Origin of the sequence: Rhodococcus qingshengii JCM 15477, from assembly GCF_023221595.1 — a bacterium.
Taxonomy (GTDB): domain Bacteria; phylum Actinomycetota; class Actinomycetes; order Mycobacteriales; family Mycobacteriaceae; genus Rhodococcus_F; species Rhodococcus_F qingshengii.
The window spans coordinates 511,086-525,434 of record NZ_CP096563.1; the positions used below are offsets into that span (position 1 = coordinate 511,086).

Genomic DNA, 14,349 nt, shown 5'->3' on the forward strand with positions numbered 1-14,349 from the left:
TGATGGCACGATTCGGCTACACCTTGATGACGGAGCAGGCAGGTCCGAAAGAACTGGTTCGCCATGCAGTTCGGGCCGAAGAAGTCGGCTTCGACTTCGAAGTGATGAGTGATCACTACTCGCCGTGGCTGACCGAGCAGGGGCATGCACCCTACGCCTGGTCGGTGCTGGGGGCAGTCGCCCACGCCACCGAGCGAGTCGGTTTGATGACGTACGTGACTTGTCCGACCGTGAGGTACCACCCCGCCGTCGTCGCTCAGAAAGCTGCGACGATCCAGATCCTCGCGGACGGACGCTTCACCCTGGGATTGGGAAGTGGCGAGAGCCTGAACGAGCATGTGGTCGGCGAGGGTTGGCCGTCCATCGACACCCGCCAGGACATGCTGCAGGAGGCGGTGAGCATCATTCGCGCACTGCTCGCCGGAGATCTGGTGAGCTGGAAGGGGGAGTACTTCGACGTCCAGTCCGCCAGGATCTGGGATCTCCCCGAGAACCCGGTTCCGCTGGCGCTGGCCATGTCCGGAGACAAGTCCGTCGAGCGTTTCGGTCCGATGGCCGACGATCTGATTGCCGTGCAACCGGATTCGGAGCTAGTGCACTTGTGGAAGCACGTGCACGGCCGAGCATACGGATTGGCTCCCGCAGGCCGGACCATCGGTCAGATTCCGATCTCGTGGGACCCTGATCGCGACACGGCAATTGCACGAGCTCATCAGCAGTTCCGGTGGTTCGGCGGAGGGTGGTCCGTGAACTCCGAACTGCCGACGCCGGCGAGCTTCTCGGGTGCGACTCAGTTCGTGCGCAAAGAGGATGTAGCTGAAAGCATTCCGTGTGGTCCCGATCTCGATGTGATCGTCGAAGCGGTCAAGGCATACACGGACGCCGGATTCACCGATGTGGCACTGGTACAGATCGGTGGAGATACCCAAGACCGATTCTTCGACGAGGCGGCCAAGCCGCTGCTCGAGGCTCTGCACGTCGAATTGGGTTGATCGAGAAGATCAATCGAGTTCCGCCGAGTGGGCTCTTGTCGAGTCGCGCGCTACCGCCGTGCAGCCTCGCCTGCTGCGCGACGAGGGCCAGTCCCAAACCGCTTCCGGCGTCGCCCGCACCGGTACCACGAACGAATCTCTCGAACATCGCTTCGCGTTCCGAAGGCGCGATCACGGTGCCGTTGTCGTCGACGAATACCGTCGCCGAACCCGTCGCCGCCCCTGATCGGACAGTGATCTCGACTTCGTCGGCATTGCCGTGCCGAACGGAATTGGTGACGGCGTTGGTCAGCACCAGACGGATACCCGCGGGAAAGGCCTGAACCGAAAGTTCTTCCGGTGCTTTCAAACGAACGTCGACCTGCGGGTGCAGACGGCCTGCGTCAGCGACGGCGCGATCGGCAACCTCCACGAGATCGACGTCGGCACAATCCTCGGGATCGGCCACGTCACCCAGGGCTAGAGTCTCGAGGTCGGTCAGGGTGCGCTCGATCTGGCGCTGCGCCTCCAACAATTCGCCGGACAGTTCGCGCCGTTGGCTTTCCGTGAGATCGAGTGTTGCGAGAACTTCGAGATCGGTACGCATCGACGTGAGAGGTGTGCGCAGTTCGTGGGCGGAGACGCGAGCGAAATCGCGTGCCGACTCCAACGCCTCCTCGGTGCGGCTTCGATCGCTTTCGATGCGACTGAGCATGCTGTGGATTGCCTCCGACAGTTCTTCGGCTTCTCGCGTTCCACGTACCGACGGTGCCCGGCGCGAGAGTCCGTCGACGTCGAGGTTGTTGCCGATCGAACTGGTGGTCTCGGTCAATTGCTGTAGTGGCCGGACGGCTCGGCCGGTGAGGAACCAACCGAGCCCGGCCGCGGCAAGGATGGCGACCACTGCTGCAGCGGCCACTTGGAACTGCTGCTCACGGATTGCCTGGGTCAGTGGGTCTTCGGGGATGCTGACGGCCAGTGCGGCGCCGCTGTCGCCGGGCACCAGAACATCACGACTGCGAACATCGGTGGTAGCCAAGGCGCTGACGGTCGCGGCGTTGAATCCGGGGCTGACCACGGATGGTTCTGTTGTTGCAGTTGGTGTTTCGATGAATAGCGGGCTCGGCGCACTCGCCGCGACGCCCAGGGTGACGGAATCGAGAGTGCGTTCGAGTTGTTCGGATCCGTTGACACGCAGAAAGACCGCGAACGCAATTCCGATCGCGGCAATCACGATTCCGGCGGCCAGGCCCGAGGCGATGGCTACGCGAGTCTGAAGTGACAGCGGCCGCTTCATCGTTCGGCCCTCAGGACGAAGCCCACCCCACGCACTGTGTGGATCACGCGGGGAGTCCCGTCGACTTCGAGTTTCTTGCGTAGATAGGTGACAAAGACGTCGACGACATTGGTGTCGGCAGCGAAGTCGTAACCCCAGACGAGTCGCAGGAGTTGTGCGCGACTGAGTACGACACCGGCGTGCTCGGCGAGTACCGACAACAGGTCGAATTCTCTTTTGGTGAGTTCGATTCGTCTACCGTCGATGTGCGCTCGATGGCCACGGAGATCGACCGTCAGCGGTCCCACCCTGATCGGATGGTCGACCGACGGGGTGGCTCGCGTCGTGCGTCGAAGTAATGCGCGGAGTCTGGCGACGAGCTCGGCCAACTCGAAGGGCTTGGTGAGGTAGTCGTCGGCGCCCGCCTCCAGCCCCGCGATGCGATCACCCACGGAACTTCGGGCGCTGAGCACGCAGATCGGAACCTCGTTGCCGATCGCGCGCAGGGCGGTCACCACCCCGACGCCGTCGAGGCCGGGCATGTTGACGTCGAGAACGAGCGCGGCCGGGCATTGCTTGTTCACCGATGACAAGGCCGATCGTCCGTCGACGGCAGTTGCCGTGTCGAAGCCCGACAATCGGAGTCCACGTTCGAGCGAATTCAGAACCTTCGCGTCGTCGTCAACGATCAGGATGCGCTCGCGTGTACTCACCCCAGCCATGTTGCCATCGGATCAAGGACTGGGGCCTCGCTCGGAGCGAGGGCCGTCGCATTCTCATCAACTCCTAAGAAACCGACAACAGATCTGCAGTGTTGGCTTCATAACCTCGGGTTTCTCGGATGCGACCGCGCCGAGAACTCGAGAACGTTCGATCAAGGAGAACTACGATGACGCGATTGAAAGTGAACGGCAAGCGGGCCCGCCGGACCGGTGTGGTGGTGGCGTCCGTGGCGGTCCTCGGTATGGCAGTGGCGCCGGGAATCGCCTGGGCTTCCAATCCGATTTCCGACGGGTCACCGGTGGCGGTGCGGTCGATCGCGACCGCTCCGTCCGAGTTGGGTGTGGCTCCCGAAGTAGCGTGTGGTGTCGCGGCGCCGATTTCCGACGAGGAGCTGCAGAAGCTCATCGACGAGGGGAAGGTCGTGCGCGCGGAGGAGGCCGGTACGGCCGCAGTCACTATCGAAGTGCCGAGCGAAGCTGCGACATTCGTTGCGCGTGAAGGGGTGCCGGCGTTGCCGACCGTCGAATGGGCTCCGACCACCGAAGGTGTTCCGGCAGAGGTGCTCGACATGGCCGGTGTCGCTCCGCTGGAGGAAGGCGTTGCCCTGTCATGCACGGTTGCCGCGGGCTGACGAGCGAAAAAAGCTCCGCATGAACCGCTTTGACCTGGAACGGTACGGCCGTACTCAACTGGGTCTGGAGGTTGGTCAAGCCTGTCGGTAGCACTTGCTACGTTCGGGGCGGTCTCGGCGAGCATGCCGGGGCCGTCGCCGACGGCGTCATGTGTGTGGTGTCTTGCAGAGGGTGCGGTACGGCCTGATGCGGGGCGCGTTTCGAAAGGTGTTGTGTTTCATGGTCATGGGCCCCACCCACGCGATGTCCGGTGCTGCTGTGGGGTTGGTGGTTGCGGAGTTGTTGCCTCTCGACTGGGGAGGGCCCACATCCACTGCGGAAACTTTGACCTTTGCCGGAGTGTGTGCCGGAGCCGCCTTGCTTCCCGACCTCGATACCGGTCAGTCGACGGTTTCGCGATCATTCGGTCCGCTCAGCAAGGCTCTGGCCAAAGGCATCGACGCAATTTCGGTGACCTTCTACCGCATCACCAAAGGCAAGAAGGACGGCAAGCGTCGTGGTGGGCATCGGACGCTCACGCACACCGCGCTGTTCGCCGCCGGGTTGGGTGCCGGGGTCTCGGCGCTGGTTGTTCAGTTCGGGAAGCCAGCCATCATCATCACCCTGTTCTTCTGCCTCGGGTTGGCCATCCGTGGATTGGCGGGTGAATTGGCCAAGGAGAAGGGTTGGCTCGCGGTCTCCGCCGTTGCGTTGGTGCTCTCTGCCCTCACCTGGCAGTGGTATCCGAGTGAGGCTGGATCCACGGGGCTAGGTGTTGCGGTGGCACTGGGTTGCGCCACGCACTGTCTCGGCGATGCGATCACCAAGGAAGGGGTGCCGTTTCTCGCGCCCCTGATTCCGCTCGGCGGCAAACGATGGTGGGAACAACGGCTGCCGTCATTCCTGTCCATCCGTGCAGGTGGGAACCTCGAGAAGATCCTGATCGGGCCGGCGTTGACGGTTCTGACTGCCTGGTTGATCATCAGTGCGTTCGACGGTGCCCCGGAAGCGATCTACGCGGTCTTCGCTCCGATGGTGCAGTGAGCTTCGGAAAACTTTTATTACGGAACCACTGGCATCGTAATCATATTTGTTCTACGTTCGTCCCTGACATGAACCGAGTCGGCTGACGGAGTGAGCAGTGGTGCATCAAGCAGAGCGCATGGCAGAGCACAGCTCGAGCGAAGACGGTGTGAGCCGGCGCGGATTTCTCGCAGCGAGTGCCGGCGCAGCTGCTCTCGCGGGCATTTCCTGGGCGCCGGCTGGAGCAGTTCCCTGGGGTTCGGCATCGACCATCGCGCCACCGCCCGGATTTCCGTCGGACATTCCGTTGTCACAGCAGGCGTACGCGAACTGGTCGCGAGAAATCATGCTCGACAGCGTGTGGACGGCCACGGCACGTCACAGCGATGACGTCGTCACCCTCGCCAACTGGGCGTTCGACAACGGGTACACAGTGCGTGCGAAGGGAACGATGCACGGGTGGAGTCCGTTGACGGTGGTGCCCGGCGCGCCTTCGGATCGAGTTCTGCTGGTCGATACGATGGCCAAACTGAATTCGGTTGTGGTGCAGCACGGCACGCCCGCAACGGTCACGGCGGGCGCCGGCGCCAGTATCGAAGCGATTCTGACAGCGCTCGAGCGAGAAGGGCTCGGCTGGGCCAACTCTCCGGCGATCGGTGAGCTGTCCATCGCCGGCGCGCTGGCGATCGGTGCTCACGGGGCAACCTATCCGGCTGTGGGGGAGACGATCACCCCTGGTCAATCGTATGGTTCGCTGAGCAACCTGATCACCGAGATCACGGTGGTGGCGTGGGACGAAGGCATCAATCGGTACGCACTGAAGACATTTCACCGATCGGACGTCGAGAGCACCGCCTTCCTGACCCATCTGGGTCGAACCTTCGTCACCTCCGTGACGCTGCAAGCCGGGGAGAATTATCGGCTGCGGTGCCAGAGTTTCACCGACATTCCGTGGCAAGAACTCTTTGCTGCTCCCGGTTCGCCAGGGCGTACCTACGAGAGTTTCGTCGAGAAATCCGGACGGGTGGAAGCAATCTGGTTCCCGTTCACGCAAACACCGTGGCTCAAGGTCTGGACACCGACCCCGGTCAAACCGCCGGAGTCCCGAGAGGTGAGCGGGCCGTACAACTACTTCTTCTCCGACGCGATTCCCGAAGAGGTCACCACCCCGTTGGGGATGGTGGCAAAGGGTCTCCAAGCTGCGACACCGCTGTTCGGCGCCTCTCAGTTCGGCGCTGTAGCAGCAGGATTGGTGCTGACCGACACCGACGATCTCTGGGGCTGGTCGAAAGACGTTCTGTTCTACCTCCGGCACACGACCTTGCGCGTCGTAGCCGGGGGCGGAGCCGTGATCACCAAGCGGTCCAACATCGGCCGAGTCGTCCACGAGATGACGAGTTGGCTGAACGAACGAATGACGCACTACGCGTCGCTGGGGCAGTATCCCGTCAACATGCCGTTCGAAGTGCGTCTCTGCGGTGTCGACGATGACGGCGAGGTGTTGGTCGACAGCGCCGGAGTGCCGGACCTGTCAGCGGTGCGGCCGCGGGCGGATCGTCAGGACTGGGACACAGCGATCTGGATGAACGTGGTCTCGATTCCCGGCACCGCGGGATTGCCTGCCTTCCTTCGCGAAATGGAACGGTGGATGGTCGCGAACTACTCCGGCGATTACGCGACCTTCCGTCCGGAGTGGTCCAAGGGGTGGGCATTCACCGATCAGGCGGCGTACCAGGACGACGAATTCCTCACCAGCACAGTGCCTGCCACCTTCCGTGCCGGTGGCGACGGGAATTGGGACTTCGCTCTCGCCACTCTCGACGAACACGACCCACACCGCGTCTTCAGCAATACGTTCCTCGACCGCGTATTGCCACCCAGCTGAATCTCCTACTGCGGAAGCGGTTTGCGCCAACATACGTCGGTGACACGGATACGCTGATTGTTGTCACCGTTCCAATCGACGCTCAGCCCCTGAGTTCGGAGTGCGTCGGCTACCTGGCGCCCGACGGTCTGATCGGTGTGCGCGATCATGTGTGCCTTGGCGGTTTCGTCGCCGCCGAAGGCAGCGGCGACCAGCGCGGGATCGAGATCGTGGGCCGGGCGAAACGCACTGTAGGACAAGTAGAGATCGGACGGCTCGTCGCCGAGACGCTCCGCATCTTGCATGTGGAAGAACGTGTACGCCCACTGAGCAAAGGGATACCCGTTCTCGTCGGGTTCGGACGGCGTGCGTTCGTCGTCGATTTCAGTAGTGCCGCACTGCATGCAGCAGGTGAAGTTCATCCGGGCCACGATGCCGTTGCGCTCGAGATCAGCGAAGGCTGCGGAGAGGCGCTCGAAGTCGCCGGGAGCCGTCCACTGGGTCTGCTCCCCGAGTCTGTGGTCCCAGACCTCACGTACTACTGCGTCGATCTGTCTGCCGAGTTCGTCGTTCTCGAAGCCGCCCTCGACACAGTCTCGGGCGGCTTCGCAGATTTCGTCGAACGTCGCGAAACCTGGGAGTACCAGTTCGCGTGCTTGCTCACGTACGGCGACGATGTCGGCCTCACTGAGCACCGGTGCTGACCGTGACTGTGCTGACCGTGACTGTGCTGACCGTGACTGTGATGACCGTGACCAGGGCAATCGCATACCGGCACCGTACTGCACCGATCCGACCGTCAGGCGACGTCGGCTGCTGCTTTCGTTTCCTCCTCGTTTGACGGGGCCGGCTTGTTCGGGATGAGCGCCGTGGCGATCAGGCCCACCACGACAAATCCGGCCGCAAGGTATCCGCCGAGTGTGATGCCGTGAGTCATCGCAGATTGGGCAGCGTCGGCGACGAAGGCAGTGTTCGGTGAACCGGACAGCGAGTCGATGGCGGCGCCTGCGCTGTCGGTGACTGCCCGCGTCAACTGATCAGCCTGAGCTTGGTCGACACCGGATCCGGTGAGGTCGTTGTTCAGCGTCGAATTGAGAGTGCTGAAGAAGACCGTGGTGAGGACAGCGATGCCCAGTGCGGATCCGAGTTGGCGGAACGCGCTCTGAATGCCGGAGCCTTGACCGGCGCTCTGCTCGGGAATCTCCTCGAGCACGACGTTGGTCACCTGCGCAGTCGCAAAACCGACGCCGATTCCGTAGAAGAACAGCACTGCGGCGATAGTCCACCAGGGGCTGTCTGTCGCAGCGATGAATCCGAGACCGGCGAGACCGAGCGCCTCGAGAGCCAAACCGATACGGACCAAGCCCAACGGCGAGACCTTCGATGCCAGCCCGAAGCTCGCACCACTGGCGACAAAGCTGCCGATGGCAATGGGAACCAGTGCGAGCCCTGCCTGGAGTGCGCTGTATCCGAGCGTGAACTGGAGCCAGAGAGGAAGCACCGCAACGATTCCGAACTCGCCGAGCCCGATGATCAGCGTCGCGATGTTGCCGTTGCGGAACGACGAGATGGAGAACAACCGTACGTCCATCAGTGCCCGCGACGGATCGGCGCTGCGGGTGAGCATGGTTTGACGGTAGGCGAACGCACCGAGCGACAGAACGGCGAGAACCAGCGCCACCAGAACCGGCGACGGTCCGCTGGACCATGAAAGACCGAACAGATCGAAGGGTTCCTTCGTGGTCAGCCACCCGTACGTACGTCCCTCGACGAGGCCGAAGGCCAGCAGGCCGAGCCCGGCGATGGACAGTGCTGCTCCGGTGGCGTCGATGCGCCCAGCGGTGCGGGGTGAGGGCGCGATGAACAGCACTGCGCCGATCAGAATGAGCGCAGCAAGCGGAATGTTGATCCCGAATGCCCAACGCCATGAGGCATGTTCGGCAAGCCAGCCGCCGAGCAATGGGCCGAGGGCGGATGCAGCGCCGATGGTGGAGCCCCAGACCGCGAAGGCCTGGCCGCGCGCCTTTCCGGTGAACATCGCGTTCAGAAGCGACAGTGACGTGGGCAGGATCATGGCCGCGCCGGCGCCCTGCAGGAAGCGCGCCAGGATGAGCAGACCGCCGTTCGGCGCCAGTCCGGCCAGCAGGCTCGTTGCCCCGAACACGACGACACCGGCGATGAAGATACGACGGGCGCCGACCAGGTCGGCAACTCTGCCGACCAGAAGCAGGAGTGCCGCGAACACGATTGCGTAGGACTCTTGGATCCATTGAGCCTGAACGGAATTGATCCCGAGATCTTCGATGATCGAGGGAACTATGACGTTGACGATCGTGGTGTCGACGACGATCAGTGCCACGCCGAGTGCAATGGCGATCAGGCCCAACCACTTGCGGGTGGTGGGTGAGATATTCACGAATAAACCTCCATTGTGAAGTAACTTTATTATGAAGGTATATTTGAGGCGGTAAGTTGTCAACGTGCGCGCTGGGTTCGACCGGCCGCCGTCTGGCACAGGAAAGGTGGGATCACCGAGGTGGAGGCACCGCGCGACATCTCCGTAGAGCGGGAGCGGCTGATGGACGAATTCCGCGCGTACGGTGGCACGTTCACCGAATTCAGCCATCGATTCGCGTCGTGGCTCGGCCTGCATTCCACCGACGCGACTGCCTTGATGGAAATCACCGCTGCCGAGGAGAAGGGGACGCCGCTCTCACCCGCCCGCCTCGGAGAGCGGATCTCGCTGACGTCGGGTGCAACCACCGCGTTGCTCAACCGCCTGGAGAAGGCGGGACATATCGTCCGGACCCGAGAGAATGCAGACCGGCGAGTGGTCACGCTGCACAGCAGTGCGCATGTGCAGGACCTGGCGGACGAGTTCTTCGGGCCCCTTGCCGTGCGACTCGACGCCATGATGGCGAAGTACCCGCCCGAACTGCTCAGTCGATTCGAGGAATTTCTCGTCGACCTTCACTCGACGATGAACGAACACCTCGAGCAGGACAACCGCTGAACAAAAAACGCCGCTCGACTCCGGAGAGTCGGGCGGCGTTCTTTGTGCCGGTGACGGCTACTTGCCGAGCTTGGCCTGCAGGTCGTCGAGAACCAGGCCGGCACCTGTCGGGCCGAGACCCAGGAACCAGGTCTCGTCGCTCACCTCGGTGGCGCGTCCTTCCTTGACTGCGTCCATGCTGGCCCACAGCGGTCCGGCAACAACCGTGGTCTGGCCGGTGTCGGCGGGATTTCCGTAGCTGGAGTAGAAGATTCGGTCACCCTCCGCCTCGGTGATCGTTTCCGGGCTGACCTCGACGGCCAGTTCGTCGATGTCCTGGATCGCCGGGCGGGGCAGGCCGACGTCCTTCAAGATGACGCCGATGAACGACAGATTGCCGTACAGGCGCAGCTTCCCGGACATGAAACGAACCAGTGAAACGGTCGGGGAACCGTCGATCGACTCACGTACCTTGTCGGCGTGCTCTTGGTAGTCGTTGAGAACCTGCTCGGCCTTGGTCTCCTCGCCGAGTGCGTCACCGGCAAGGAGGAAGTTCTCCTTCCACGGAAAGCCGGGGCGGATGCTGAAGACCGTCGGAGCGATTGCCGCGAGTTGCGGGTAAAGCTTGTCCTGGCGCAGCTTGCTGCCGAGGATCAGATCGGGCTGCAGTGCGGTGATCGCCTCGAGGTTGAGGTTGTTGGTCGTGCCGACATCGGGGACACCGACCAACTTGTCCGCCAGGTACGACGGCTGACCGGCGGCGCTTTCCGGGCTGGCGATGCCGACCGGGGTGATCCCGAGCGAGAGAACCTCGTCGAGTTCACCGCTGTCGAGGACGACGACGCGGGTCGGCTTGGCCTCGAGGGTGGTCTCGCCCAGGGCATGGGTGATGGTGCGAGGGAACTCGCCTGGCGCGGCATCGCTGCCGAGCTTCGCGGTTTCCGTGTCGGCGGTGCTGAACAGCTTGCCGCCGGTCGCGACATCGGTGTTGCCGTTCGCGTTGCCGCCGGCGTCGGAAGAGCCGCAGGCCGTAGCGGCAAAAACAGTCGCCAAGGCAACCATGGCGACCCGGACCGACGTGCGGCTCCGGAGAGTGGTGCGTGAGTGCATTAGGCTACCCTACCTTTAGGCTATCGGGCTTGGTCAGGGAGGTATCCGCACCGTTGGCGCCAGGTGAGCGGCGCGTCAGGTCTCGCTCAGCGGGACCGCTACGCAATTCGGACTACAGGGTGCGACCAACGTGTTAGCTTCGCGAAAGACCTGTACTGGTAAGCGAAGACGCGTGTAGTGAGGATTTCGATGACCCTGAACATTGCCGATCTGTTCGAGGCCGTTGCCGATGCGATCCCCGATCGAGTTCCCTTGATTCTGGAAGACGTGCGATTGAGCTACGCCGAACTCGAACTGCGATCGAACCGACTCGCTCATCACCTGCAGTCGGTGGGCGTCGAGCCTGGGCAGCACGTCGGTATTCACATGCGTAACTGCGTCGAGTACGTCGAAGCGCTCCTGGCTTGCTTGAAGATCAGAGCGGTACCGATCAACGTCAACTTCCGCTATGCCGATGCAGAACTCCTGTACATCTACACCAACTCTCAAATGGTGGCACTGCTGGTCGAAGAGGAATTCGCGCCGACGGCATTGGCCGTGGTTCCGCAGTGTCCGGAGATCACCCACGTGCTGATCGTCGGCGAAGACTACGAGAACGCCCTTGCCGCGCAGACTGATACCCGCGACTTCGGCCCTCGCAGCAACGACGACCATTTCATCATCTACACCGGCGGCACAACCGGAATGCCCAAGGGTGTGGTGTGGCGGCACGAGGACTTCTTCTTTGCCGCCCTGTCCGGAGCGAACCTCAGCGGGCCGCCGCGTCGTAGCCTCGAAGAGGTTGTGGATGCAGCTGTAGCGAACACCAATCCAACTGTGCTGCTACTCATCCCGCCGCTCATGCATGGAGCCGCAATCTATTCACTGCTCACGGCATTCCTCATGGGAGCGCCCCGAGTGCTGACCCGCAGCTTCGATCCGATGGAAGTGTTGCGACTGGTCGAGGCCGAGAAGATCACCGGAATCACCGTCGTCGGCGACGCGATTGCTCGACCGATCGCCGACGCCATCGCCGCAAGCGAAGGGCGCTACGACCTTTCGACTCTCCAACTGATCGGGTCGGGTGGCGCATTGTTCTCGCCGAACCTGAAGGCAGAACTGACAACCCGACTACCGGGGTTGGTGATCAAGGATGCATTCGGTGCTTCGGAATCCGGCAACGACGGCGTCGTCGAATTCGGTGAGGACGGTTCCAAGCGAATTCGATCCAACCCCAACATGATTCTTGTCGACGACGAATTCCGTCGCATCGAACCAGGCTCGGACACAGTCGGTTTCATCGCCCGGGCCGGCCATGTTCCCGTTGCCTACTTCGGCGACCCGGCCAAGACTGCTGCAACTTTTCCTGTCGTCGACGGGGTGCGTCTGGCGGTACTCGGGGACATGGGCACGATGGAAGCCGACGGAACCATCGTGCTGCTCGGGCGCGGTTCGATGTGCATCAACTCCGGCGGCGAGAAGGTCTACCCCGAAGAAGTGGAGCAGGCACTCAAAACTCACCCGGCAGTCTTCGACGCTTTGGTGGCGGGTGCGCCCGACACTCGATTCGGTGAGAAGGTCGCCGCGGTGGTGCAGGTTCGACCGGGATTCGAAGATGTTGCGACGGAATCATTGTCGGAGCATTGCCGCACCCACGTCGCCGGGTACAAGATCCCCCGCTCGATCGTGCTCGTACCAACGATCCTCCGCTCGCCCAGCGGTAAGGCCGACTACCGTTGGGCTCGCGAAACCGTAGCGGGAGCGTAAATCACCTTCCGGCACTTCGGACGACGCACCACTCGTTTCCCTCGGGATCCAGCAGCACCTGAAAGGTGCCGGCCGGGTCCTGCTGGACAGTACCGACCCGAGTTGCGCCGAGGCGCTCGGCAGCTTCGGTCGCCGCGACGACGTCATCCACACTGACGTCGATGTGTAGACGATTCTTCGTCAGCTTGGATTCCGGTACACGTTGGAAGGCGAGGCGAGTCCATCCTGGAGGGTCGACAAACGCCCACTCCGCGCTCCGCTCCACCGGCTGCCCACCGAGGATTCCGGCCCAGAAGGTCGCCAACTGGGCTGGTGCGGAGCAATCCACAACTACTTCATCGACCTGCCCGATCACCGCTTCACAGCTCCGCTGAATTCGGCTGTCACAGCTGCACTCAATTCGGCTGTCACACCTGCGCTGAATTCGGCTGTCACAGCCAGGGCTCGATCGGCTTCTTCACCCACATGATCTTCTCGTCCGGATGCTCACGCCGAGCTTCGGGACGGTCTGGGTTGGCTGCTGCCCACACGGCTTTCTCGTCGAGCAGTCCGGCCGCGATCGTCCAGGTCTCCCGCGTGCTCGGCGGATTGGCGCCCGCCGCCCGCGCAAGCTTGCGCAGCCGATCGTCGGGCATGTCGAGCAACTCTGCACTACTGATATCGCGATCCCAGGCGAACTTGGCAAGACCGACAGCTTTCTCACGTCGGCTACGGCTCGCCATGTCGTTGTGCGCGAAGTCTGGTTCGGATGCCACGGCTTCACCTTATCGTCAACGAAATCGAGGCCCTCCCGCGTAAAGCGGAAGGGCCTCGATTTCTGTTCTTCACTGTCGGGGTGGCGGGATTTGAACCCACGACCTCTTCGTCCCGAACGAAGCGCGCTACCAAGCTGCGCCACACCCCGTGTCGAACCTCGGTTAGCTTACATTACCGAGTCGACTGACATTAAATCCGCAGGTCAGTTGCGTAGAACCGACGCTGGAGACTCTGCGGAACTGTGTGCGGAGACATGCTCCGGTTCGCGCCTGGTCGCCGGAACCAAAGTCAGCAGAGTTGCCTCGGGGCGGCAGCAGAAGCGTGCCGGAGCCCACGGCGAAGTGCCGATGCCTGCTGAGACGTGCAGCTGGGTGTGTGCGCCCCACTTCGACGGTCCCTTGACCCGGGATCGGTCGATCTGGCAGTTGGTGACCAGCGCGCCGTAGAACGGAAGGCACAGCTGACCACCGTGCGTGTGACCGGCGAGCACCAGGTCGTAGCCGTCGTCGGCGAACCGGTCGAGAACTCGAGGTTCGGGTGAGTGCGTCAGGCCGAGCTTGAGCTGGGCGACGGGATTGGGTGTTCCGGCGACGGTGTCGTAGCGATCGCGCTTCAGGTGCGGATCATCGACGCCGGCGGCAGCAATGCGAATACCGGCCACTTCGAGTTCGCGGCGCACGTGGGTCATGTCCAGCCATCCACGTTCGGTGAACGCGGCCCGCAGATCGCCCCAGGGGAGGGGATCCCCGGTGATGCGCTTGTCCTTGTTGAAGATGTAGCTCAGTGGATTCTTCGGTTTCGGAGCGAAGTAGTCGTTGCTGCCGAAGACGAACAGACCCGGCCGAGCCAACAGATCGCCGAGCGCCTGGACCACTGCCGGGACGCTGCGCTGATGCGACAAGTTGTCGCCGGTGTTGACCACGAGGTCGGGGTCGAGGCCTTCGAGCTCACGCAACCAATTCTGTTTCAACCGTTGGTTCGGCATCATGTGCAGGTCGCTGAGATGGAGGACCCGCAGCGACGACGAACCGGGCGCCAGGACTGGCATCGTCACCTCACGCAGTGCAAATGCATTGCGTTCGATGCCGGATGCGTACCCGATCCCTAGTGCAGCGGCGCCCGCGGCACCAAGTGCGGTGCGGGTCAGATTGGTGCGGAACTGGGAAGACACCTCTCAAGGATACGGGTGTGGCGTTCTTCTGCGTCGCTCTCGCCGCCTTTTACAGCTATTCCACAGAGAATTGTGTCCGGGCGGAGGTAACTATCGGCACGCTCGA

The 14,349-nt window shown here is 62.7% G+C and carries 14 protein-coding genes and 1 tRNA gene; 6 read left to right on the plus strand and 9 right to left on the minus strand.

Going from position 1 to position 14,349, the window contains the following annotated elements:
• Window positions 1-2: 2 nt before the first annotated feature.
• Window positions 3-992 carry an LLM class F420-dependent oxidoreductase gene (locus M0639_RS02335; RefSeq protein WP_007732341.1) on the plus strand — a complete coding sequence of 330 codons (990 nt, stop codon included), beginning with the start codon at window positions 3-5 and terminating at the stop codon, window positions 990-992.
• Here the strand turns inward: M0639_RS02335 and M0639_RS02340 are convergent.
• On the minus strand, window positions 889-2,268 hold the full coding sequence (locus M0639_RS02340) for a sensor histidine kinase (RefSeq protein WP_042446646.1): 1,380 nt from the start codon (window positions 2,266-2,268) through the stop codon (window positions 889-891). The two genes, M0639_RS02335 and M0639_RS02340, sit on opposite strands and share 104 nt — an antisense overlap.
• Window positions 2,265-2,969: a response regulator transcription factor gene (locus M0639_RS02345; protein ID WP_064073525.1), complete on the minus strand. Its 705-nt coding sequence runs from the start codon at window positions 2,967-2,969 to the stop codon at window positions 2,265-2,267. The genes M0639_RS02340 and M0639_RS02345 overlap by 4 nt, the downstream gene beginning before the upstream one ends.
• 167 nt (window positions 2,970-3,136) lie before the next feature.
• Between M0639_RS02345 and M0639_RS02350 the strand changes: the two genes are divergently transcribed.
• The 3 genes from M0639_RS02350 (at window position 3,137) to M0639_RS02360 (ending at window position 6,489) form a co-directional block, all read left to right on the plus strand.
• Entirely contained in the window at window positions 3,137-3,601 is a 465-nt protein-coding gene (locus tag M0639_RS02350) for a hypothetical protein (protein WP_050656940.1), read from the plus strand.
• Window positions 3,602-3,821: 220 nt separating this feature from the next.
• Window positions 3,822-4,625 carry a metal-dependent hydrolase gene (locus M0639_RS02355; protein WP_007732353.1) on the plus strand — a complete coding sequence of 268 codons (804 nt, stop codon included), beginning with the start codon at window positions 3,822-3,824 and terminating at the stop codon, window positions 4,623-4,625.
• A gap of 118 nt (window positions 4,626-4,743) precedes the next feature.
• Complete coding sequence (locus M0639_RS02360) at window positions 4,744-6,489, plus strand: cholesterol oxidase substrate-binding domain-containing protein (protein WP_064073650.1); 1,746 nt, start codon at window positions 4,744-4,746, stop codon at window positions 6,487-6,489.
• A 5-nt stretch (window positions 6,490-6,494) separates the two neighbouring features.
• Here the strand turns inward: M0639_RS02360 and M0639_RS02365 are convergent, their stop codons facing one another.
• Window positions 6,495-7,163 carry a DUF6891 domain-containing protein gene (locus tag M0639_RS02365; RefSeq protein WP_054801215.1) on the minus strand — a complete coding sequence of 223 codons (669 nt, stop codon included), beginning with the start codon at window positions 7,161-7,163 and terminating at the stop codon, window positions 6,495-6,497.
• Window positions 7,164-7,267: 104 nt separating this feature from the next.
• Complete coding sequence (locus tag M0639_RS02370) at window positions 7,268-8,884, minus strand: DHA2 family efflux MFS transporter permease subunit (RefSeq protein ID WP_064073524.1); 1,617 nt, start codon at window positions 8,882-8,884, stop codon at window positions 7,268-7,270.
• A gap of 120 nt (window positions 8,885-9,004) precedes the next feature.
• On the opposite strand from M0639_RS02370, the gene M0639_RS02375 reads away from it, so the two are divergent.
• Window positions 9,005-9,481: a MarR family winged helix-turn-helix transcriptional regulator gene (locus M0639_RS02375; protein ID WP_003943458.1), complete on the plus strand. Its 477-nt coding sequence runs from the start codon at window positions 9,005-9,007 to the stop codon at window positions 9,479-9,481.
• Between the two features lie 57 nt (window positions 9,482-9,538).
• On the opposite strand, the gene M0639_RS02380 is transcribed toward M0639_RS02375, so the two are convergent.
• Complete coding sequence (locus M0639_RS02380) at window positions 9,539-10,570, minus strand: ABC transporter substrate-binding protein (RefSeq protein WP_003943522.1); 1,032 nt, start codon at window positions 10,568-10,570, stop codon at window positions 9,539-9,541.
• Window positions 10,571-10,759: 189 nt separating this feature from the next.
• Between M0639_RS02380 and M0639_RS02385 the strand changes: the two genes are divergently transcribed.
• Window positions 10,760-12,316 carry an acyl-CoA synthetase gene (locus M0639_RS02385; RefSeq protein WP_064073649.1) on the plus strand — a complete coding sequence of 519 codons (1,557 nt, stop codon included), beginning with the start codon at window positions 10,760-10,762 and terminating at the stop codon, window positions 12,314-12,316.
• 1 nt (window position 12,317) lies between these two features.
• On the opposite strand, the gene M0639_RS02390 is transcribed toward M0639_RS02385, so the two are convergent.
• From M0639_RS02390 to M0639_RS02405, 4 genes are all read right to left on the minus strand, one after another.
• Window positions 12,318-12,671, minus strand: a complete 354-nt coding sequence (locus tag M0639_RS02390) for a VOC family protein (RefSeq protein WP_042446659.1) — start codon at window positions 12,669-12,671, stop codon at window positions 12,318-12,320.
• Between the two features lie 76 nt (window positions 12,672-12,747).
• Window positions 12,748-13,071 carry a hypothetical protein gene (locus tag M0639_RS02395; protein WP_003943496.1) on the minus strand — a complete coding sequence of 108 codons (324 nt, stop codon included), beginning with the start codon at window positions 13,069-13,071 and terminating at the stop codon, window positions 12,748-12,750.
• 75 nt (window positions 13,072-13,146) lie between these two features.
• A tRNA-Pro gene (locus M0639_RS02400) sits at window positions 13,147-13,220 on the minus strand.
• Window positions 13,221-13,274: 54 nt separating this feature from the next.
• Window positions 13,275-14,243, minus strand: a complete 969-nt coding sequence (locus tag M0639_RS02405) for a metallophosphoesterase (protein WP_003943461.1) — start codon at window positions 14,241-14,243, stop codon at window positions 13,275-13,277.
• Between the last annotated feature and the right edge of the window lie 106 nt (window positions 14,244-14,349).